The 25,190-nt window shown below is 68.7% G+C and carries 2 protein-coding genes; both read right to left on the bottom strand.

Features of this window, described 5'->3' with window-relative positions:
* A complete protein-coding gene (locus tag ACWZHB_RS09805) occupies nucleotides 1-777 on the bottom strand; it encodes an FkbM family methyltransferase (RefSeq protein WP_427907612.1) in 777 nt (258 codons plus the stop codon).
* Nucleotides 777-25,190 (bottom strand): non-ribosomal peptide synthetase, encoded by a 24,414-nt coding sequence (locus tag ACWZHB_RS09800; protein WP_427907611.1) that lies wholly within the window; start codon nucleotides 25,188-25,190, stop codon nucleotides 777-779. The genes ACWZHB_RS09805 and ACWZHB_RS09800 overlap by 1 nt, the downstream gene beginning before the upstream one ends.

The raw sequence follows: 25,190 nt of genomic DNA, 5'->3' as shown, positions 1-25,190 counted from the left end.
TCACGCCCGCACGGCGTACACCTCGTGCAGTTCGGTGCCTGCCAGTGCGGAGTCCTGGCGGGTGCGTGGAGTGAGGCCGTGAACAGTGAGGACCTCGCAGAATTCGGCGAGGCGCCCGTCGCGATCGTGCACTTCGGCGACGACGGCGCGTATTCGGGACCAGTCGGATTCGGTGATGCCGAGCAGCACATCGAATTCGGCCCGTTCGACGTCGATCTTCAGCACACCGATCTCGGCGGCCGGATCCTGCTCGGCCAGGATCGCCGACACCGTCGTGACCTCGACATCGATCTGCTCGCCGTCGTGCAGGCCGCGGGTGATGAGAGTGATCGCGTCCTCAGGCAGGCCGCTGTTGCGCAGGAAGGTTTTCGTCGCGTCGTCGTCGGCGTCGCGATCGGCGTACAGGCTCGAATTCGCGGTGGCGCGGGGATACCAGGTGAACGGCAGCACTCCGGGCGCCGCGCCCACCGCCACTTCGAGTGCGACGCCGCTCGGCACGTGGGCCGCCATATTGCGGTGCAGACAGTCGTAGATGGCAGGCGCAGGCTCGGCCGCGATCACCCGCACACCCGGGTGCGTTTCGGCGAACACCATCGCACTGAGTCCGATATTGGCGCCGATGTCGACGGCGAGGTCGCCGGGCCGCAGCGTAGCGGCCGCTTGGCGGTAGTACCCGTCGGCGATCATCTCGTTCCAGAGCATGCGCGCCTCGGCGGGGCTGGTGCAGGCGACGGTGCGGCCGTCGTCGAGGCGCAGTTGCTGCTGTGTCGTCGTCATCAGTTCATGAATCCTTCGAGGATCGGGCCGATAACGGCCAGCGCGGACGGGTGGGTCAGTTCGAGGTGGCAAACGTCGAGAACAGTGTTGTGGATACGGCCGGTGACATGCGGTTGCCACGTCTGCGCGATGGCATCGGTGTCGTCACGGTCCCTACCAGCGGTGAAGAAGATCAGGTCACCGTCGAAAGTCCGCGGCTGGTAATCCTCGGCGAGTTTGCCCGCGGTGGAGAAGCTCCCCATCACCCGGTCGACCTGGTCGGCGCTGAACAAGCCGGTGCCGGTGATCTGCTCGCGGATCACCTGCCAAGCCTGCTCGGTGGTGCTCGCGGTGACGGCATCGCCGAGATCGAACAGTTCCCGCCAGCCACCGAGCAGATCGGCCATCAGTTCGCCCGGCGCGGATCCGGTCTCGGGCGTGACCGGTGGCGCATCGACCGCGCTGTCCATCATCGCCAGCAACGCGACCTGATCGCCGCGCTCTTGCAGCTGTATCGCCACCGCATGGGCGATCTCGCCGCCCAGCGACCAGCCGAGCAGGTGGTACGGCCCGCTGGGCTGGGTCCGGCGGATCTCCTCGACGTAGCGCTGGGCGAGCTCGTCGATCGAGGTGGTGTCGGGCTCGTCGGCGACGACGTGCGGGTCCTGCAGGCCGAACACCGGTCGGTCGCCGCGCAGATGGCCGACGAGTCCGCCGTAGAACCAGGCCAGCCCGCCCGCCGGGTGGATCGCGAACAGTGGTGCGGCGTCGCCGGTGGGCCGCAGCGGCAGCAGCACCTGCATGCCCGATTCGGCCTCGGCCTCGTCGACCCTGCGGGCCAGCGCCCGCGGAGTCGCGTCGTCGAACATCCACGGCAGTTCGAGCGGGATGCCGCGGCCGTGGAGTTCGGCGACGGCCATGGTCGCCAGCAGCGAGTTGCCGCCGAGGTCGAAGAATCCGTCGCCGGCGCCGACTCCGGCCACGTTCAGGGTGTGCGCGAAGACCTCGGCGATCGCGATCTCGGCAGGTGTTCGCGGCGCGTCGTATTCGTCTGCTGTGCGTTCGAAGTCGGGTGCGGGCAAGCCTTTTCGGTCGAGTTTGCCGTTGACCGTCACCGGCAGCGCAGGCAGCACCACGATGGCGGAGGGCACCATGTAGCCGGTGAGCAGTTCGGCAGCAGTATCGCGAACCCGCGCCGGGTCGAGTGCGCGCCCGTCGACAGCAACGACGTAACCGATCAACTGATCGACATCCTTGGCGTGGCGATGCACCGTGGCAGCCGCCTGGGCGACGCCGGGATGGCCGAGCAGCGCCGATTCCACCTCGCCCAATTCGATACGGAACCCACGCAATTGGATCTGTGCGTCGGCGCGGCCGAGGTAGTCCAGTTCCAGCCCGTGCAAGCCGCGACGCCACCGGCCGACATCGCCGGTCCGGTACAGGCGGCTCCCTGGCGCACCGAACGGATCGGCGACGAATCGGCCGGCGGTGAGCGCGCCCGCACCGTGATAGCCGCGCGCGAGCTGTCCACCACCGACATAGAGATCACCGGCAACGCCGACCGGCACCGGCCGCAACCGCCTGTCGAGCACAGCGACTGCCATGCCGGGCAGGGCACGACCGATCCCGCCGTCGCCGACCTGATCGACCTCGGCGTAGCTGACGTGCACCGTCGTCTCGGTGATGCCGTACATGTTCACCAGTCGCGGCGAGCCCGCCGGATGCGCGAGGAACCATCCCGTCAGCCGAGACGGATCGAGTGCTTCGCCGCCGAACACGAGGTAACGCAAGGCGAGATCGTCGCCGCCCGCGCCACGGTAGCGGCGCTCGGCATCGACGAATCCGTAGAACGCCGAGGGCGTTTGACTGAGCACGGTGACCCGTTCGCGCGCCACGAGTTCGACGAAGGCGTCGGGCGTGCGCGTGGTGTCGTAGTCGACGACCACCAGCCGCCCGCCCGAGAGCAGCGCGCCCCACATCTCCCAGACCGCGAAATCGAAAGCATAGGAATGGAACAGCGTCCACACGTCGTCGGGACCCACGTCGAATTTCTCGGCGGTATTCGAGAGCAGCGTGACCACGTCACGGTGGGTGACCGCGACGCCCTTGGGCCTGCCGGTGGAACCCGAGGTGTAGATCATGTAGGCGATGTTGTCCGGCAGCGCCGCGGTATTCCGCGCACTCTCGACAGCGGGACCGTCCACCTGAATTGTCGGCCCGTCGAATTCGGGTACCGCCGATGCCATGGCCGAGGTGGTCAGCATGACCACGGGTCGTGCGTCGTCGAGTACGAAGCGCAGGCGTTCGGCCGGGTAGGCCACGTCCAGTGGCAGGTAGCCCGCACCCGACAGCACCACTGCCAGCAATCCGACCACCAGATCGGCCGAACGCGGCAACGCCACAGCCACCAGGGTTTCCGGGCCTGCACCGGACGCGATCAGCTGGGTGGCCACACTCTTGGCGCGCCGATCCAGTTCCGCGTAGGTCAGGACCGTCGCCCCATCGGTCACCGCCACCGCGTTCGGCGCGGCCTCGACCCGGCGTGCGAACAAACCACCGATCGTTTCCTCGGGAACCTGAACTCCCGCTACACCAGCGGCATCGAGAACCTCCTGGCGCTGCCCCGGTTCCAGGAACTCGATGTCGCCGACGACGGCGTGCGGGTCGGTCGTGACGGCCTCGAGAATGCGCAGATACCAGCGCGCGAACCGCTCCATCGACTCTTCTACGAAAAGGTCTGTGGCGTAGGTCAATCGGCCCATAGTGCCCAGCGGGTTACCGTCCACGTCGAATCGCTCGACCAGCTTCACATTGAGATCCGACTGCGCCTGCTCGACGAAGTCCTCGACCGGTTCCACCGTGATCCCGGGCAGATCGAGGACCACCTGGTCCAGATTCTGGTAGTCGATCGTCACCTGGTAGAGCGGTAGGTGCGCGGTCGAACGCGGCGGGTTCAGTGCCTCGACGACCTGTTCGAAGGAGACCTCGGCGTGCGCGAGTGCCGCGAGGTCGGCGGCCATGACGTCGGCGAGGAGCGCGTCGAAGGGCTTGTCCGAGGGGACGGCCGTGCGGAGGACGACGGTGTTGACGAACATGCCGATCAGGTCGTCCAGTTCGCGTTCGCCGCGCCCGGAAACCGGTGTGCCGACCGCAATGTCACCGGTGTCGGCAAGCCGCGCGAGCAAGACGGTCAGCGCGGCGTGTGCCACCATGAACGGCGTCGCGCCCGCTGCCCGCGCGACCGCGGCGATCCGCTCCTGCAACCCCGGCTCGATCGTGAAATCGACCATCCTCCCCCGCATCGACGCGACCGGCGGGCGTGGCATATCCGTGGGCAGTTCGAGAAGTTCCGGCAGCCCGGCGAGGGCGCCGCGCCAGTAGTCCAGCTGACGTGACAGCAGCGACTCCGGATCGTGCTCGTCGCCGAGCAGATCATGCTGCCACAGTGCGTAATCGGGGTACTGGACAGTGAGCGGCGGCCAGGCGGGCGCGCTCGCGGTGGTGACGGCGTGATAGGCAGCCGCGACGTCGCGGGCGAGTGGGATCATCGACAGCCCGTCCGCGCAGATGTGGTGCACGGCGATCACCAGCACGTGGGCGTCGGAGCCGAGAGCGAACAGTTCGGCCCGCACCGGCGGCGCCTCGGTGACCTGGAAGCTGGCCGAGAGAACCGCCGCGGCCGCCGTCGGCAGCACCGACTCCTCGATGACGACCGGGATCAGGTCCGGGACGACCTCGTCGGCATCGACGACGACCTGGTGCGGAATACCGTCCACCACCGGGAATTTCGTGCGCAGCGATTCGTGACGGTCGATCACCATCGCGCAGGCGGTGCGCAGCGCGGCGACGTCGAGCGCTCCGGTCAGCCGGATCACCAACGGCACGTTGTAGGCGCCGACCGAGGTGTCGAGCTGGTTGAGGAACCACATCCGGTGCTGGGCGGGTGAGAGAGGCACCGCGCCCCCGCCGGGCCGCTGGGTCAGGGCCGGGCGTTCGACCCGGTCACGGCCGGTGAGCCGAAGGGCGAGGTCGGCCATTCGCGGGTACTCGAACAGGTCGCGCACCGCCACTCGAATGCCGAGTGCGGAGCTCAGTCGAGCGGTCAGTCTCGTGGCGGTGAGGGAATTGCCGCCGAGGTCGAAGAAGTTGTCGCGCATGCCCACTCGGGGCAGGTCGAGCACTTCGGCGCAGATATCGGCGACCAGCTGCTCGGTCGAGCCGGTCGGGGCCAGGTACCCGACGGCGGCGAACGTCGGTGTCGGGAGGGCGGTCCGGTCGAGTTTCCCGGTGGTGGCCAGTGGAAGCTGGTGCAGCACAACGCAGATGTCGGGAACCATGTGGGCCGGTAGCCGGCGGCGGGCCGCGGCTCGCACCCGCTCTGGGTCGACGGCGTCGCCGACGAGATAGCCGACGAGATGGTCGGTGCCGTTGTCATCGGTGCGCAGCAGCGCCACCGCGTGGGCGACGGTGGGCTGGTCGACGAGGACGGCCTCGATCTCACCGAGTTCGATCCGCTGGCCGCGGATCTTGACCTGATGATCGGCGCGGCCCAGGTAGTCGAGTGTGTGCTCGGCGGTCCAGCGGACCCGGTCGCCCGTGCGGTACATGCGCGTGCCCGGATCGTAGGGGTTGGCGAGGAAGTTCGCGGCGGTGGCGGCAGATCGGCCGAGGTATCCGCGCGCCAGCTGGACGCCGCCGACGTACAGTTCGCCGGTCACACCGATCGGTACGGGCCGCAGGCGCGAGTCGAGCACCATCGCGGAGGTTCCGCGAATCGGGCCACCCAGGGTGATGGATTCCCCCGGTGTCAGCGGGTCGCTGATAGCGACCATGATCGTCGTCTCGGTGGGGCCGTAGCCGTTGAACAGACGGCGCCCGGGCGCCCAGACGGCCGCGAGTTCGGCCTGTACCGCCTCGCCACCGGCGACAAGTACCGCGAGGCTGTCGAGCCCGTCGGGTGACATGGTCGCGAGCACGGTCGGGGTGAGGAACGCGTGGGTGACCGCGTTGTCTCCGATGACAGCGGCCAGCTCGGTACCCGCGTAGGTATCGGGCGGCGAGATGACCAGCGTGGCGCCGTGCGGGTGGGCCATCAGGATCTCGAGCATGACGGCGTCGAATCCCGGTGCGGCACACTGCAGTACCCGTGAGTCGGGGGTGACGGAGTACCGCTCCCGTTGTTCGGCGGCGAAATTCGCCAGACCGGTCTGGGTGACCGCGACACCCTTCGGGGTACCGGTGGTGCCGGAGGTGAAGATGACGTAGGCCAGGTCGGTATCGAGGACATTCCGCCGCACCGGCACTCGGCCGGGATCGGCGGCGCGTATCGGCGCGGAGGCCGGATCGTCGACGACCAGCCGCACCCACTCCCCTTCCGGGACACCGCTACTCGTGTCCACGACGGTCAGCACGACGCGGGCCGCGCTGTCGGAGAGCATGAGCGCCAGCCGCTCCGCAGGGTTGCGTGGATCGAGCAGCGCGCAGGCGGCACCCACCTCGGCGAGCGCCCAGATCGTGGTGATCAGCTCGATCGAGCGCGGCATGACGACGCCGACGGTGTCGCCCACTTCGACGCCGTGGTCGAACAGCCAGTGCGCCAACCGATGTGCGCTGGCATCCAGCTCCGCGAAGCTCACCGTCTCGGAGCCGTAGATCACCGCCGGACCGTCAGGCCGCTCGGTCACGCCGTGCCGCAACAGGTCCGTCAATGCCTCGGGCGCCGCCTGCGCCGCACCTCTGGCCGGGACCAGTGTCGCGCGCTCTGCCGCAGACAACAGGTCGATGTCGCCGACCCGTCGTCCAGCGTCGGCCGCGACGGCGCGCAGGACCCGCTCGAGGCGATCGGCGAGCCCCTCGGCGGTCACGCTGTCGACGCGGGCAGCCTGGTAGCGCACGCGGATGTGCAGGGTGTCGGTGTGGTGGGCCTGCACGGTGATCGGGTAGTGCGCGGCATCGGTGCCGACCACCTCGGTGACCCGCACACCGTCGATATCGGCATCGCCGACTCCGCTGCTGTCGACCGGGTAGGACTCGAACGCCACCAGGGTGTCGAACAGTTGCCCGCCGCCGACGGCCGCCATGATGCCGGACAGTTCGATGTGGTGGTGATCGAGCAGCCGGGTCTTGTTCGCCTGCAACTGTCGCAGCGTGGCCACGATGGTCCGGTCGCCGCGCACGTGGACGGGGGCCGGCAGTGTGTTGATGAACAGCCCGATCATCGACTCGACGCCCGGCACCTCGGCGGGCCTGCCGGAGACGGTCTCGCCGAACACGATCCGGTCGCGGCCGAGCTGATCGGCCAGCACCGTCGCCCAGGCGAACTGCACGATCGTCGACATCGTGGCACCGCAGGTACGGGCGAGTTCGGTCAGGGCGGTGGTGATGTCGTCGTCGAGATCGATACTCAGGTCGGTCGGTACCTCGACAGTCGCCGCACCGCCTGTCTCGCCGATCAACGTAGGTTCGGTGAAGCCCGCCATGGTGTCGCGCCAGATCTCGACACCGGCGGCGTTGTCGCGCCGTGCCAACCAGCTCAGGTAGTCGCCGTAGGACGGCGCGGGCGGCAGGAGGCCCGAATCGGCGCCCGCCGCATACAGCCCGACCAGGTCGCGCAGCAGCAGTGGCAGTGACCATCCGTCGAGCAGCAGGTGGTGCGCGGTCAGGATCAACCGGCTTTCGGTGGGTGCGACGGCGACGAGGACGAAGCGCACCAGCGGCGGATCGGCGGGGTCGAAGGCCGTTTCGCGTTCGGCGGCGAGGATCTGTGGCAGTGCCGCCGCCGATGCTTCGACACTGCGCCAGTGCAGCGCGGATGCCCGCGGAACGACCTGCGCCACACCACCATCGGTCGTCCGGGTGAACGCGGCCCGCAGGTTCGGGTGCCGCGCCAGCAGATCCGCCGCGGCCTGCCGCAGACGGGCCGTGTCGAGCGGGCCGGTCAGCGTCATCTCCGATTGCGCCGTGTACACGTCGAGTTCGCCCGCGGCGAGCTCGGCATGGAACAGCAGTCCTGCCTGCAACGGCGCCATCGACCAGACGGTGTCGACCGGCCCATACCGTTCGGTGAAAATGTCGAGGTCTTGCTGGGTCAGGGCGACCAGCGGGGTGTCGGACGGGGAAAGCCCCCAGTCTTCTTCTCGGACTGCGGCTTCCGCGAGCTCGGCCAGCGTTGTCGCCCACTCGTCGAGGAGTTCGCGGACGTCGTCGCGATCGAGGATCCGGGCGGCGTAACCGACCTGCGCGACGAGGGTCGGACCGTCCGGTGTGTCGATGATGCTGGTGTCGATGGTCAGTGTGCCAGCCGCGGGCATCTTCGGATCGAAGGAGCCCTGGTGGTCGAATTCCTCGCCGGCGGGAATCCAGGCGAGCCCGGACAGTGCCGACAGATCGACACCTGCCCGGCCGAGGTTGTTGAAACTGATCTGGGGTTCGGGCAGCGCAGCGAGCAGGTCTGCGGTCTCCGGGTTCAGGTATCGCAGCATGCCGTAGCCGATGCCCTTGTCGGGCACGGCCCGCAACTGTTCCTTGACCGCCTTCACCGCGGCGCGCGGATCGGTGCCGTCGAGGTCGAGGTCGACCGGGTAGGCGCTGGTGAACCAGCCGACGGTGCGCGACAGGTCCGCGCCCGGTGCGAGTTGTTCTTCGCGGCCGTGGCTTTCGAGAAGGATTCGGGCACCGGAGTAGGTGACACCACGCCTCGCCCGCCAACGACCCAGCGCCAGCGCGAGGCTCGCGAGCAAGGCGTCGTCGGTGGTCGCGTGCGCTGCCCGTGGCACAGCGCCGAGCAGCGCGGTGGTCAGGTCGACGGACAGCGTCGAGGTCAGACGCTCGACGGTGGCGTGCACGTCGACGGCCGGGTCGAGGGCACCGCGTCCGAGCAACGGTTCGGAGCGCGAACCCATGCGCCGCCACAGCGGCACTTCGTCGATCCGGTTGCCTGCCGCGGTCGACACGGCCGCCGCCCATCTGCGCATCGAGGTGCCGACCTCGGGTAGTTCGACCGGGACGCCTTGCTCGATCCGCTGCCACGTGGCGACGAAGTCCGGGATCAGAATGCGCCAGGAGACGCCGTCGACGACCAGATGGTGGATCACGATCAGCGCGCGCCCTCGAGAGACCACGCCGGGCTCCGGTAGCAGGCACACGACCTGCACCATCACGGCATTCGCCGGGTCGAGCCTGGCCGAGGCACCCGCGAGGGCGTCCTCGACCAGGGTCGCGAACTCCGCACTGCCGGGGGCACTCTCGGCTCCGAACGTGCGGATCGACACCGAACGCTCGGCGTCCATGGTGCCGCGAGGCAGCACCTCGAGTGCGCTGGGGCCCAGTGGAACACCCAGGTCGCCGTGGCCCTCCCGCGACACATCGGGGTGTGTCACGCGTGCGCGCAGCATGTCGTGTCGATCCGCTACCGCTCGGACCGTGGCGATCACGTCTGCCGGACGTGCGTCGCCGGGCAACTCGACCAGCAGTGACTGTGCGAATCGGTCACCGGCGGGACGGTCCAGGTACCAGGACACGATCGGTGTCCGGGCTATGGCGCCGATACCGCCGCCGGGGAGTTCGTCGAGGGTCAGCCGGCCGGCGTCCTCGGCGACGGCGGCCAGCCCACGAACGGTCTTGTGCTCGAAGATGTCTCGTGCGGTGACGACCACGCCTGCGGTCTTCAATCGCGATGCCAGCTGGATCGACATGATCGAGTCACCACCGAGCGCGAAGAATGATTCGTCGATTCCCACCGAACCGACCCCGAGCACCTCGGCGAAGATGCCCCCGATGGTCATTTCCAGCTCGGTCGACGCGGTGCGCACCGCTGAATCCGTCAGCTCGGCAACGGGTTCGGGCAGCGCGTGCCGGTTCACCTTTCCGGTCGCCGACACCGGCATCTCGTCCAGAACCATGAGCACCCCGGGGACCATGTGCTCCGGCAGGGCGCCCGCGATCCGGTCGCGGATCGCGGCCGTGTCTATCGCGGCACCGTCGTCGGCCACGAGGTAGGCGGCAAGCACCGGTTGTCCGGCATGGCCGCGCCTGCTCACCGTGACCGCCGAGGCGACGTTCGGGCAGACGACCAGCGCCGCGTCGATCTCGCCGAGTTCCACCCGCTGACCACGGATCTTGACCTGGAAGTCGGCGCGACCCACGTATTCGATGGCCTGCTCGGCAGTCCAGCGCACCAGGTCGCCGGTGCGATACATCCGGGTCCCCGGCTCGCCGTACGGATCGGCGGCGAATGCGCTCGCGCTCGCCCCCGGCCGATTCAGATAACCGCGGGCCAGCGCGCTGCCTGCCACGTACAGCTCACCGACGACGCCGACCGGTACCGGCCGCAATCGACCGTCGAGCACGACGGCGCGCACCCCGCGGATCGGGGCACCGATGGTGATCGGGTCGCCCGGCCGCAACTCGGCGCTGACGCTCACCGCGACCGTGGCCTCGGTCGGCCCGTACACATTGTGGAAGCGGCGGCCCGGCGCCCAGGCGGCGACGAGTTCGGCGGAGAGCGCTTCACCACCAACGGTCAGCATCTGCAGCGTCTCCAGGCCGTCGGGTCGCAGCGTCGCGAGCACGCTCGGCGTGAGGAACGCATGCGAAACCTGGTGCCTACGAATCAGTTCGGTCAGTTCCGAACCGGCGAAAACCTCGGCAGGCGACACGACCAGCGTGGCACCTGCCGCGTAGGCCATCAGCGATTCCATGATCACCGCATCGAAAGCGGGCGCGGCGACCTGCAGGACCCGCGACATCCGATCCACCTGATAGTGCTGGTGCTTCTCCGCCGCGAAGGCCGACAGGCCGGCGTGTGTGACGACGACGCCCTTCGGCGTGCCGGTCGAGCCGGAGGTGTACACCAGATACGCGGCGTCATCCAGGCGCGCGGCGGGGAAGGCCGGATCGATTGTCGTGCTGGACAGTTCGGCGATCACATCACCGTTGCCGAGGTACACCCAATCGACCGTGTCCGGCAACGCCGAACGCGCAGCGCTCACTGTCACACCGAGCGTGACGCGGGAGTCCTCGACCATGTGCGCGAGCCGATCGGCCGGGTAGCGCAGATCCATCGGCATGAACGCCGCACCGGTTTTCGTGATCGCCCACAGCGCGACGTGAAACGCTACCGACCGCGGAACAGCCAGGGCAACAAACGTTCCCGGTGCCGCACCGGCTCGCGACAACAGTGCCGCCAGCTGGTCGGATCGCCGGTCGAGTTCGCCATAGGTCAGGGTTTCGTCGTCGCCGATCAGGGCAGTGGCCATCGGGTCGGCGGCAGCGACGGCGAGCAAGGCGGGCAATGTCTTCGGCACCACGGCTGTCTCGCGCCCGGCGGGGAGCAGCTGTGCGGTCTCCTCTGCGCTCAGCAGGTCGATGGCATCGATCGTTGTCTCCGGCTGCCTGGTGACCGTGTCGAGGACGCGCAGCAGGCGGTCGGCGAATCGGGTCGCGGTGGCGGCGGTGAACAGGTCGGTGGCGTAGACGATCTCGCCGTCGATTCCGCCGTCGGCCCGCTCGTTCAACAGCACCGTGAGATCGGTCTTGGCCTGTGACACACCGGGATCGAGCACTTCGACGCCGATGTCGTCGAGTTCGAATCGTGCGGGGTCGGCAGTGCGGAAGCCGAGCATCACCTGGTAGAGCGGCGAATAGGCGGTCGACCCCGCCCGGTCGAGGATCTCGACCAGCCGCTCGAACGGCACGTCGGCGTGGGCGAGGGCCGCCAGGTCCGTGCCGCGCACCTCGGCCAGGAACGCACGGAACGTCAGGTGCCCGGCGACGCGGGTTCGCAACACCACTGTGTTGACGAACATGCCGACCAGATCGTCGAGTTCGGGGCGTCCGCGGCCACTGACGGGCGTGCCGATCGTGATGTCGTCGCTGTGCGCGGTTCGCGAGAGCAGGATCGACAGGGCCGCGTGCAGAACCATGAACACCGTGACGCCCTCGCGGCGGGCGAGTTCGACGACAGCGTCGTGCAGCTCCGGCGCGACGGTGAAGCCGACGCTGCCACCGTCCATCGTCAGTACCGCGGGACGCGGGCGGTCGGTCGGGAGTGCGAGCAGCTCCGGCGCGTCGGCGAGAATCCGCTGCCAGTAGGCGATCTGCCGTCCGGACAGCGACGTGGGGTCGTCGTCGGCGCCGAGCAGCGTTCGCTGCCAGACCGCGTAGTCGGCGTAGTCGACCGGCAACGACGGCCACAGCGGTGTCGTGCCGGTGCGGCGAGAGCGGTAGGCGGCGAACACATCTCGGGCCAGCGGCGCCATCGACGCACCGTCCGCGGCGATGTGGTGCACCACCACGATCAAGATGTGTTCCTCGGTGCCTGTGCGATAGAGCCGGACGCGGACCGGCGTGTTCGTCGCGATGTCGAAGCCCGACTCCACGGCCTCGCGCATCCGGTCGGTCAGGAGCGTGTGATCGTCGAGCGTGGCGAGTTCGATATCCGCGACGCCGACCGTACTGTCCTGGACGAGCTGACGCGGTTGCCCGCCCACCGAGGGGTAGATCGTGCGCAGGGTTTCGTGGCGGGTGACCACATCGCCCATCGCCGCGCGCAGTGCCGCCACATCGAGCGGTCCGGTCAGCCGCGCCGCGAATCCGATGTTGTACGCCCCGGAACCGGGGTCGAGCTGGTTGAGGATCCAGATACGCCGCTGCGCCGCTGCCAGAGGGATCTCGGCGAGATCGTCGCGACGTTCCAGCGGTGCGCCGGCCTGCTCGTCCCGCGCGGCGATTCGTTCGGCCAACTCGGCGACGCTCGGCGCCTCGAAGACGTCACGCACTCTGACCCGCACACCTAGCGCGTCTTCTGCGCGGGCCGCGACCTGAGCGGCCGACAGCGAGTTGATGCCGATATCGAACATGTCGGCATGGACGCTGACCTGTTCGGTGCCGACGATCTCCGCGACAATCTTCGCCAGCACGGCCTCGCGATCGGTGCGGGCAGCGAATTCAGCCGCCATCTCGGCTCGATCCGCCGCGTTGTCGGCCGGGGACCCGACGGCGCCTTCGGCATCGCCGAACTCGACATGCGACAGAGCCGACCGGTCCAACTTTCCATTGGAGTTGTACGGCAGGGTGTCGAGCACCTGCACCATCGTCGGCACCAGATAGGACGGCAACAGCCTGGTGAGCTGCTTACGGACCTTCGACCCGTCGAGGGTCGTGCCGGGAAGCGGGCAAACATAGGCTGTGATCCGGTCGGCGGTCACTACCGCTGCCGCAGCCGAGACCATGTCGATCGAACGCAACGCCGCTTCGATATCCGCGGGCTCGACCCGCTGTCCGTGGAACTTGACCTGGAAGTCGCCGCGGCCGACGTATTCCAAGGTGCCCGCGGGTGTCCAGCGGGCCAGATCGCCGGTGCGGTAGAGGCGTTGCCCCGGCGCGCCGAACGGGTCGGCGAGGAAAGCACCGCACGTCAGATCTGAGCGGTTGTGGTAGCCGCGGGCCAGCTGAACGCCCGACACGTACAGCTCACCGACAACCCCGGCCGCAACCGGCCGTAGTCGCGCGTTCAGCACATACGCCGACATGCCCGAGACCGGGTATCCGATCGGAACACTGCGCGGCGCAACGGGATCCATCGTGCATCGATAGGCCGTCACGACTTCCGCTTCGGCGGGGCCATACCAGTTGACCACCTCGGCGGCGTCGAAAACCTGAAGGGCACGTTCGGCGGTGCGCTGGGCCAGCGCCTCGCCGGACGGGAAGACATAGCGGACCGACGGCAGTCGCGTCCTGCCCGGGCGCTCGAGCAGCACGTCCAGCATCGAGGGGACGAAATGCACGGTGGTCACCCGCTCGTCCGCGATGACCTCGGCCAGATAGGTGGGGTCGCGGTGACCACCAGGCTCGGCCACGACGATCCGCGCGCCGGTCTGCAACGGCCAGAACAACTCCCACACCGCGATGTCGAAGGTGATCGGGGTCTTGTGCAGCACCACATCCGACGACTCGTGCGGGAATTCGGCTTGGGCCCAGGCCAACTGGTGAACCGTGGCCGCGTGGGTGAGCGCCACACCCTTGGGTGCGCCGGTCGAACCGGAGGTGAACAGGATGTAGGCGGTGTTGTCGGCACGCAGCGGTGCGCGGCGCTCGAGGTTGCCGACAGGTCCGGCGGGCCGGGTGCTCAGATCCAGTTCGTCGAGCCGGATGCGCTCGATGTCGCCGGGGAGGGCGCTCTCGTCGCCGGAGGTGGTGACGACCAGCAGCGGCCCGGCCACCGTGAGGACATGCGCCAGCCGGGCAGTGGGGTGATCCGGGTCGAGCGGAACGAACGCGGCACCGGACTTCACGACCGCGTAGACGGCGGTGACGAGGTCGAGCGAGCGATGAATCGCCACGGCCACTGTGGTTTCCGGGCTCGCGCCGAGATCGATGAGGTGGCGGGCCAGTCGGTTGACATCTTCGTCGAATTCGCGGTAGGTGCGGGTGGGGCCGCCCGGGACTCGGATGGCGACGGCGTCCGGGGTGCGTGTGACCTGCTCGTCGAAGGCATCGACGAGCGTACGGTCACGGCTCACCGATGGCGCGTCCTGCGGGCGCAGCAGACGGCCGAGGGTCGCCTCGTCGACGAGATCGATCTCCCCGACGACAGTGCGCGCGTCGGTGCTGGCAGCGTCGAGTACGCGCACGAACTGTTCGGTGAACCGGCGCGCGGTGCCGTCGTCGAACAGGTCGGTGGCATAGGTCAGGCGCAGATTCAGGCCCGCGATCTCGTTGTGCGGGCCGCGGTCCTCGGTGACCATCAGCAGCAGGTCACAGATCGCGGCGTCGGCGCCGACATCGATACTGCCGACTTCGAGCCCCGGCAGCTCGAGCCGGGCGGGCGGCATGTTCTGATAGGCGAGCATCACCTGGAAGAGCGGCGAATGTGCGGTCGAGCGAGCCGGATTCAGCACTTCCACCAACTGTTCGAACGGCGCCGAGGCATGGTCGAACGCTTCGATGTCGGTGCGCCGGGTCAGCTCGATCAGGTCGTCGAATCGCTGTCCCGGGCGGACGCGGGTACGCAGGACGAGTGTGTTGACGAACATCCCGACGAGGCGGTCGAGGGATCGGTCACCGCGCCCCGCGTACGGGATGCCGATGGCGATGTCGTCGCTGCCCGACAACTGCGCGAGCAGGACGGCAAGCGCGGTGTGCGCCACCATGAACGGGGTCACGCCGTGGAGCCGGGCCAGCTCTGCCATCGCTTGCGCGATCGGCGCGGGAACTCGCGCGTGCACGGTCGCGCCGCGATGGGACTGTTCGAGCGGACGCGGCCGGTCGGTGGGCAGTGCGAGCACATCCGGGATCCCCGCGAGTCGGCTGCGCCAGTACAGCAGGTCGCGACCGAGCGCGGAGCCGGGGGTGGCGAGCAGTTCACGCTGCCACAGCGCGTAGTCGGCGAATTGCACTGGGAGCGGAGCCCATTCGGGTGCAGCACCGACCCGGCGGGCGCGATAGGCCTCGATGATGTCGGCAGCCAGGGGTGCCACCGAGTAGCCGTCGCAATTGATGTGGTGTACCGACAGTGCCAGTGCGTGCGTGGTTTCGGCGAGACGGAACAACGCCAGCCGCAGCGGAGCGCCCACCGAGACGTCGAAGCCGACGCCGAAGAACTGCGTCAACCGCGGGATCAGCTCATCCGCGGTTACCGGATACACGGCGAGATCGCAGGACGCGAGGACTTCCTCGGCGGTCAGCACAACCTGTGCGGGGGTGCCGTCGTGAGCCGGATAGGTGGTGCGCAGGATCTCGTGTCGTCTGATGACATCGTGCAGCGCGGCGGTCACGGCCTCGACGTCGAGTTCGCCGTCGAGGCTGATCGACAGTGGTACAACATAACTCGCCGCCTCGGGGTCGAGCTGGTTGAGCACCCACATCCGGCTCTGCGCGGGCGAGAGCGGAATACGCTCGGGCCGCGGACCCGCCACCGGACGCGCGACATCGCCCACCGCGCGCAGACGCTCGACCCATCCTGCCAATTCCCCCACGGTCGGGGCTTCGAAGATGGCGCGCACCGGAATCGTCACGCCGAGGATTTCGCCGATGCGGCTGAGCGCACGGGTCGCCAGCAGCGAGTTGCCACCGAGGGTGAAGAAGTTCTCGTCGGCGCCGACCCAGGGTGTCTGCACCAGTTCGCCGATCACACCGGCGATCGTCTCCTCGACGATCCCGCGTGGCGGGCGGTGCCGGGTCGCGACGGCGCGGGCGTCCGGCGTGAGGAGGGCGCGGTAGTCGATCTTGCCGTTGGGCGTGAGCGGGATCGAATCAATCCGGATCACCTGCGCGGGAACCATATACGCCGGTAGGCGGCCCAGCAGGAACGTCCGCAGGGAGTCGGCATCGATCGCCTCGTCGCTGACGGCGTAGGCCACGATGACCTGCTCGTCGGCCAGGGTGTGCACCCTGGCGACCGCGGCGCCGATCCGGTCGTGCGCGAGCAGTGCGGCTTCGACATCGCCGAGTTCGACACGCAGGCCGCGAATCTTCACCTGGGAATCACGGCGGCCGAGGTACCGCAGGATGCCGGCCGAGTCCCAGCGGACCAGGTCACCCGTGCGGTAGAGACGCGCACCCGGTGCCGCACCGAGCGGGTCGGCTACGAACGCGGCAGCGGTCAGGTCAGGGCGGGCGTGGTAGCCGCGGGCGAGTTGCACACCGCCGAGGTACAGCTCACCCGTGACACCCGAGGGCACCGGTCGCAGGCGCGCATCGAGAACGTGCGCAACGACATTCGCCTCGGGAACACCGATGGGCACGGTGGGTCCGTCGAGCTCACCGATCTCCCAGGCGGTGGCACTGACAGCCGCTTCCGTCGGGCCGTACAGATTATCGATCTGCGCCGCGCTCACCTCACGGAACCGGTGGACGGTCGCGGCGTCCAAAGCTTCACCGATGCACAACACTTGGCGCACCGTGGCCAGGTCGCCCGGCGTGACGATCTCGAGGAACGCCGACAGGAGCGAGGGCACGAAATCGGCCACCGTCACGCCGTGCCGGGCGATCAATCCGGCGATGGCGGCAGGGTCGGTGTGATCGTCCGATCCCGCGACCACGAGCGCCGCGCCCGAGGTGAGGGCGGTGAACAATTCCCACACCGACAGGTCGAAGGTAAACGGGGTGCGCAGGAGCAGCACATCCGGCGAACCGATCCCGTAATGACCGGTGAGCCAACGCAGTTGGTTCACGACGGCATCGTGGGTGACGGCAACGCCTTTGGGCACCCCGGTCGACCCAGAGGTGAAGATCACGTACGCCAGGTCGTCCGGTCGCAACGGGCGGAGGCGATCAGCATCGGTGACCAGCGAGGCATCGGTCGTGGGGGCAGTGAGGTCGGTCAGGCGCCACACCGACACCCCGGTCGGGACGTCGATGTCGTCGCGGATCAGCACGGCGTCCGGTCGCGCGGCGGTGAGCACGGCACGCAACCGATCGATGGGGTGATCGGGGTCGAGCGGGAGGTAGGCGCCACCGGCGGCGTGGACGGCGTAGATCGTGGTGAGCAGCTCGACCGAGCGGGGCATCGCCACCGCCACCACGCTTCCCGGCCCGATACCTCGACCGATCAGCGCTCGTGCCAGCACGGTCACCTCGGCGCCGAACGCGTCGTAGGTGAGTTCGGCCCCGCTGTCGGCGTCGACCACCGCGGTGCGCGTCGGCGTTGCCGCGACCTGCGCCGCGAACAGGTCGGCGATCGTCGCGTCACCGATCGGGGCGTCGGGGCCGGTTTCGCGCTGCGCCAGCTCGGCTAGTTCCCGCGGGCTGAGCAACGGCAGGTCACCCACCGCCATCCCGGGATCGGCGACGACTCCTCGCAGGACGGCGACGAACCGGTCGAAGATCGACGTGATGGTGGATTCGTCGAAAAGGTCTGTCGCGTAGCCGAATTCCACCCGCATGTCGCCGGGAGCACCGTTCGTGTCGACCAGCGTGAGGTGCAGGTCGTACTTCGCGACGCCCGGTTCGGCCAGGTCGGCTTCTACTGTCGAGCCACTGAGGGCCAGGGTCGGGATCTCGATGTTCTGGAACGAGAAACCGACCTGGGTCAGCGGCTCGTGTGCGGTGCTGCGCGGTGGATTGATGACCTCCACCAGCTGTTCGAACGGGATGGCGGCGTTGTCGAACGCGCCGAGATCGCATTCGCGGACGCGGTCGAGGATTTCGGTGAACGGGGCGGCGGGATCGACCCGCACCCGCAGCACCAGCGTGTTGACGAACATGCCGATCAGCGGGTCGAGCGCGGGTTCGCCGCGGCCCGCGACCGGGGTACCCACCGCGATGTCGCCGGTGCCCGACAGCCGCGCCAGCAGGACCGCGAACGCCGCATGGGTCACCATGAACAACGTCGTATCGTGCCTGCGCCCGAGGGCGATGATGTCGCGGTGCAGGTCGGCGGGAATCGTGGCGGACAGGGTCGCGCCGCGGAAGGACTGTCGCGCGGGTCGCGGACGGTCGGTGGGCAGATCGAGCATTTGCGGCAGATCGGCCAGGGCAGCGAGCCAGTACCGGATCTGACCGGCGGCCACGCTGCTCGGATCATCGTGCGCGCCGAGGAGCTTCCGTTGCCACAGTGTGTAATCGGCGTACTGGACAGACAGCGGTGCCCACCCGGGCTCCTCCCCAGCCACACGGGCCCGGTAGGCCACGGCCAGATCCGCCGCCAGCGGCGCGAGCGATGATCCGTCGATGGCGATGTGATGCACGGTGAGCACCACCGTCCACGCGTCGGACGCGGTGCGCAGCACCATGATCCGCAACGGAACTTCGACGCTCACGTCGAACCCGACGGCGGTCTCACTCGCGATCCGGTCCTGGAGCTCGGCTTCGGTGAGCGCGACCGAGGTGAGCGCCGGGACGGCGGTCTCGGTGGGCAGGATCTGCTGCCACGGCCCGCTGTCGCTGTCCGGGTATCGGGTGCGCAGTGATTCGTGCCGGTCGATCACGTCGGTGAGCGCCGACCGCAGTGCCTCGATGTCGAGTGCTCCGGTGATCCGCACGACGACGGGCACGTTGTAGACCGCCGCCGTGGTGTCGAACTGGTTGAGGAACCACATCCGAGCCTGCGCGGGCGAGAGCGGAACCCGATCCGGGCGCTCCTGTGGCACCAGCCGACTGTGCACGGTCCTCGGAACATCCTGCTGCCCAGCGGAATCCAGGCCCCGAGCAAGCGCGTCGACGGTCGGCGTCTCGAACAGTGCGCGCACCGGGAGATCGGTGCCGGACACGTCGGACAGCCGGGCCGCGACCTTGGTAGCGGTGAGCGAGTTGCCACCCAGGTCGAAGAAGTTGTCGAGTGCGCCGACGTGCGAGGCGCCGAGCACATCTCGGTAGACGTCGGCGACGAGTTGTTCGGTGGGCGTGCGTGGCGCGATATCGGTGACGGCGCGCGGGAACACCGGCTCGGGCAGGACAGCCCGATCGAGCTTGCCACTGGCGGTCAGCGGGAAGCGGTCGAGCACCATGCACACATCGGGCACCATGTGCGCCGGGAGCCGGTCGCGGGCGGCCGCCCGGACCTGCTCGGGGTCGACGCCCGCACCGACCAGATAGCCGACGAGCCGGTCGGCGCCCTCGCTGCCGCGGATCACGACCACGGCGTGGGTCACGGCGGGATGCTGCGCGAGTACCGCCTCGATCTCCCCGAGTTCGGTGCGCTGCCCGCGGATCTTCACCTGGTGGTCGGCGCGGCCCAGATACCGCAGGGTGTGTGCCGAGGTCCAGGTGACCAGGTCACCGGTGCGGTACATGCGGGTGCCGTCGCCGCAGGGGTCGGCCACGAAACTCGCCGCGGTCACAGTCGGCCTGCCGAGGTAGCCGCGGGCCAATTGCACACCGCCGATGTAGAGTTCGCCCGCCGTGCCGACCGGCACCGGCTGCATCCGGGCGTCGAGGACCTGCGCCGACATACCGCGAATGGGACCGCCGATGGTGATCGGGCCGTGTGCGGGAACCGGGTCGCTGATCGCGACCATGATCGTGGTCTCGGTGGGGCCGTAGCCGTTGAACAACCGACGTCCCGGTGCCCAGATGGCGCTGAGTTCCGGTGTCAGGGCCTCCCCACCGGAGACCAGCACCTGCAGGCACTCGAGGTCCTGCGGCGACATCGAGGCCAGGACGGTGGGCGTGAGGAAAGCATGGGTAACCTCTTGTACCCGAATGAGTTCCGCCAGTTCCGTGCCGGCGTAGACGTCGGGCGGGGACACGATCAGCGCCGCGCCACCAGGGTGGGCGAGCAGGATTTCCAGCATCACCGCGTCGAATCCGGGACCGGCGGCCTGCAGCACCCGCACAGTGGGCTTCACGTCGTAGCGGTCCTGCTGTTCGGTGGCGAAATTCGCCAACCCCTGGTTGGTGACCTCGACACCCTTCGGCACGCCGGTCGTTCCGGAGGTGTAGATCACGTACGCCACGTCGCCGGGGTGCACGGGCCTGCCGCGGTCGGTGTCGGTCAACGGCGCGGGCGAGTAGCCGGCGGTGACGCTACGCGAGACGGGGTCGGCGACCACGAGCAGCGACCACGGCCCGTCGGGGGCGACGCCCTCGACCTCGGCGCTGGTCAACACCACCCTGGGCGCGCTGTCGGCCAGCATCGAACCGACCCGGTCCAGCGGGTTGCGCGGGTCGATCAGCACCAGGGCCGCACCCGTTTTCGCGACCGCCCACACCGCCACCACGAAGTCGACCGAGCGCGGCAGGACCATCGCCACCACGTCGCCGGGCCGGGCTCCTTCGTCGAGCAGTCGCCGGGCGAACCGGTTCGACAACGCGTCCAGCTCCGCGAAATCCATGCGCTCCGCGCCGGAGACAACAGCCGGACCCTGCGGTGAGATCGCGACACCGCGGGCCAGCAATTCCGCCAGCGCTACGCCGGCTACCGCGTTCGCGCCTCGAACAGGGTGCAGCGCAGCACGTTCGGCGGCCGACAGCAGCTCCACATCGCCGACCGGCACGGAAGGAGTCGCCACCGCCGCGTCCAGGATCCGGCGCAGTCGTACGGCAAGGTGCTCGACGGTGGCGGGGTCGAACAGGTCGGTCGCGTAGTTGATGCGCAACGCCACGTCACCGGCGTGCGCGGCATTCGCGCCGACCGTGACGACGAGGTCCACCTTCGCGGGTTCGGCGCCCGGATCGAGGACGTCCACCGTGAGCCCGGGCAGGCTCAGCCGGGGCAGTTCGGTGTTGTCGAAGGCCAGATACACCTGGCACACGGGTGCGTAGGCTGCCGATCGTCGTGGATCGAGCTCTTCCACGATCCGGTCGAACGGCAGGTCGCCGTGTGCGAAAGCGTCGATGTCGATGTCCTTGACGCGTTCGAGGAGGGCGGTGAACGACTCGTCGCCGCGTATCGATGTGCGCAGTGCCACGGTGTTGACGAACATTCCCACCAGTGGCGCGAGGTCCGGTTCGCCGCGTCCGGCCAGTGGGGCGCCGATCACGATGTCGTCGGTCCCCGACAACCTCGCGAGCAGGAAGGCGAGCGCCGCGTGGATGACCATGAACGGGGTGACGTCCGCGGCGCGGGCAAGCCGCTCGATATCGGCGTAGGTCTCGGCCGGGATCCGCGAGGTGACGACCGCACCGCGCATCGAACGCCGCGCCGGTCGCGGTCGGTCGGCGGGCAGCTCGAGCACTGTCGGTACATCAGCCAATTGGGCTGTCCAGTAACGCAATTGGTCGGCGGCGACCGATTCCGGATCCGTTTCGTCGCCGAGCAGGCGGCGGTGCCAGTCGGCATAGTCGGCATACTGCACCCGCGGCGGCTGCTGATCCGGAGTGATCTCCTGTGTCCGGGCCGAGTAGGCGGCGGCGAAGTCGACGGCCAGGGGCGCCAGCGACACGCCGTCACAGCCGATGTGATGCAGGACGAGCACCAGTACGTGACTGTCGGGGCCGGTCGTCAGCAAGACCGCGCGCAGCGGCGGTCGAGCGCAGACATCGAAGCCGTCGGCGGTCACCTCGCGGATCCGGTCAGCGAGCTCGGCATCCTCGACTCGCTCGGGAACGCCGGCGAATTCGGGCAGCGCGGCCTCGGTCGACAGGATCTCCTGCGTGCCGTGGCCGTCGCGGGCGGGGTAGCGGGTGCGCAGCGATTCATGGCGATCGAGGACGTCGCCCAGCGCCGTGCGCAACGCGGCGGGGTCGAGCCGGCCGGTCAGGCGCAGCACCAGGGGAATGTTGTAGGCGGCGGATTCCGGATCGGTGCGGTTGATCAACCACATCCGGTGTTGCGCGGGAGCCAGCGGCAACAGTCCGTCCCGCGCGATCGGCGCAAGGGTGGGTCGCACCCGGCGCCGTGCCCGGCCGACACACTCGGCGAACCCGGCCACCGTCGGGTTGCCGAACAGATCACGCACCGACAGTTCGCATTCGGTGGCATCGGCGACCTGCGCGACGGCGCCCGCCGCCGTGAGCGAGTTGCCACCCACCTCGAAGAAGCTGTCGAACACGCCGATCCGATCCACACCGAGCACCTCGGCGAAGACGTGGGCGACAGTCTGTTCGGCCTCGGTCCGCGGCGCGACATAGCTCGCCGCGACCCCCGCCGCCGGTTCGGGCAGGGCGCGCAGATCGAGCTTGCCGTTGACAGTCAGTGGCAGTTCGTCGACGACCATCACGACATTAGGGACCATGTAATCCGGCAGCAGCGAACCCGCGTGTACGACAACGGCATCCACATCACAGCCGGCGCCTACCGGTACGACGTATCCCACCAGACGCGCCGCCTCGGTGTCGGCGCGCTGCACCACCACCGCGGCCGAGGCCACCGTCGGGTGCGCCAGCAGCGCCGCCCTGACCTCGTCGAGTTCGATGCGGAAACCGCGCAGTTGCACCTGCTGATCCGCACGCCCGCGGTATTCGAGGTCCCCGTCGTGATCGCGGCGGGCCACGTCCCCGCTTCGGTACATCCGCTTCCCCGGCGCACCCCACGGGTCGGCGACGAACCGGCCCGCGCTCAACGCGGGCTGACCGAGATAACCCCGAGCCAATTGCGTTCCCGCTACGTAGATTTCCCCCCACGCGCCCACCGGCACCGGCCGCAGGCGCCGATCCAGCACGTAGGTACGCAATCCGGGCAGTGCCGTTCCGATCACACTCGGCGCGCCGGGTACTGCCACGTCAGCACTCAGGCCGGTACGAGTGACGAACACGGTGGTCTCGGTGATCCCGAAGCTGTTGACGACGAGCGGCTCCCCGGGATTGTCCGCATACCAGGGCGCCAACGCCGCCGGATCCAGACCTTCGCCGGACAACACCACCACCCGCAGCCCCAGGTGCCCATCGGGTACGCCCGCCGCGAGGTAGCGCCGCTGCGCCGCGGCGAATTGATAGAACGCCGAGGGGGTTTGGCTGAACACGGTGACGCGTTCACGGGCGGCCAGGCGCACCAGTTCATCAGGTGCACGCGCGGTCAGCGCGTCGACGACTACGACGCGACCGCCGGTGACGAGCGGTCCGAAGACCTCCCAGATCGAGTAGTCGAAGGCCACCGAGTGCAGCCACGACCACACGTCGCCGGCCTGAACATCCAGGGCCGCGGTCGCGTTCGCCAGGTAGGTGACGACCGAACGGTGGCTGATCACCACACCTTTCGGCCGGCCGGTGGAGCCGGAGGTGAAGATGACGTACGCGGCGTCGTCGGGACGCAGCGGTGCGGTGCGCTCGTCATCCGTGATCGGATCCGTGGCACCGTCGAGGTCGTCACCCGGCTCGAGAACCAGCACCTCGCCGCCCAGCGGCCAACCGGCATCCTCGACGATGACGACCGCCGGATCGGCCTGGCCGACAACGTATTCCAGCCGCTCCGGCGGATGGGTGATATCCAACGGCAGATACCCGGCCCCGGACTTCAGGACCGCGAGCATCGCGACGATCAAGGGGATGCCACGCGGGAGGGCGATGGCGACCAGCGCTCCCGGACCGGCACCGCGGGCGATCAAGCGCCGAGCGAGTCGCGTGGAGCGTTCGTCGAGCTCCCGGTAGGTGATCGTCGCACCGGCGGCCGTGACAGCGTCGGCGAGCGGAGTCGAATCAGCCTGTCGGGCCAGCGAATCCACCAGGGTCCCGGCCGGTGCGACCCCCGCGATACCGGCCGCCTCGTCGATGATTCCGCGCTCTTGGGCGGACGAGACGAGCGGTAGTTCCACCACCCGCGCGCCGTCGTCGGCCTCGAGGAAGCGGTGCAGGAAGTCGATGAATCGGTCGGCGTGCGCCTCGATATCGCGTCGGCTGTAGAGATTGTCGTTGCCGTGCAGCTCGATGAGCAGCGGCGTATCCGGGCCGGTCCGGTAGAGGTTGATCTGCAGATCTTCGAGCGCGCCCGAGGTGAGCGCGTGATAGCGACCGATGGCCTCGCCCAGCCGGATCTCGGAGTCGAAGAACAAGATATTGAGGACGGGCCCGAAAGTGTTGGCGGAGTTGTCGATCGCGGCCGATTCGCGGCGCAGATCCTCGAAGCGGTAGCGCTGATGACGCAGCGCGGAGACCAGCTCGCTGACCGAGGCCCGCACCAGTTGCGCCACGGTGGTGCTGTCATCGACCGCGAAGCGGATCGGCACCATATTGGCCAGCATCGCCGCGGCGTTGCGCAGCTTGAGCGTGACCCTGGCACTCATCGGGACCGACAGCACCACCTCGTCGGCATCGGTCATCCGTGTGAAGAAGGCCGCGAACGCCGCGACGACGACCTGCGCGGCCGACGCGTCGAGCTCGGCCGAGCGTCGATCGAGCAATGCGCACAGCGCGCCCGGAAGTTCGCGCGCCGCAACCTCGTCCACGGTTCCTGCCCGCGCCGACCGACCGGACAGGCCGGCCGGTGCGGGCAGATCGGCGACCTTGTCCAGCCAGTACCGGCGATCGGTCTCGAACCGCGAGCTCGCCCGGTAGGTCTGCTCTTCCACGGCGATATCGCGTAGGTGAGCGGCCACCAGCCGAGCGGGCGGCCTGTCTTCCGACAGCGCGTTGTAGTACTCGGCGACCCTGCTCACCACGTTGAAGGCGCCGTACCCGTCGATGACGAGATGGTGCGCCCGCGCGTACCACAGGTGCAGGTTGTCGTTGATCCTGATCAGCCGGGTGACCGCGAGTTGATGCTGAGTGATGTCGACCGGTCGCGTGTAGTCGCGGCGCATCCAATCCATGGCCGCTGCGATCGGATCGCGGTGCGCGCCGAAGTCGAGCACGAGTTCGTTGAAGGTGATGCTGCGGTCGACGACCTGGTAGGGACGCCCTTCCACCTCGACCACTCGCACCATCATCGATTCGGTCTCTTCGGCCGCTTCGTGCACCGCTGTGTTGAACAGGGCGACGTCGAGCGGACCGTCGATCTCGACGTATTGCGCGATATTTGTCGCCGGTCCGCTGTGCGCACTATCCGCGAACCACATGCCGTATTGCGCGGAGGAAAGCGGAATCAGATCCCGATTACCGGCACAGCTTTCGACAGACTCCAT

The sequence above is a fragment of the Nocardia sp. FBN12 genome (assembly GCF_054031145.1).
The sequence above is the reverse complement of the archived record's forward strand: the minus strand, read 5'-3'. Positions and strand labels throughout refer to the sequence as shown.

What these genes read in the sequence shown, in the direction of transcription:
- ACWZHB_RS09805 (WP_427907612.1), bottom strand. Translation starts at nt 777, where the DNA reads ATGACGACGACACAGCAGCAACTGCGCCTCGACGACGGCCGCACCGTC.
- ACWZHB_RS09800 (WP_427907611.1), bottom strand. Translation starts at nt 25,190, where the DNA reads ATGGAGTCTGTCGAAAGCTGTGCCGGTAATCGGGATCTGATTCCGCTT.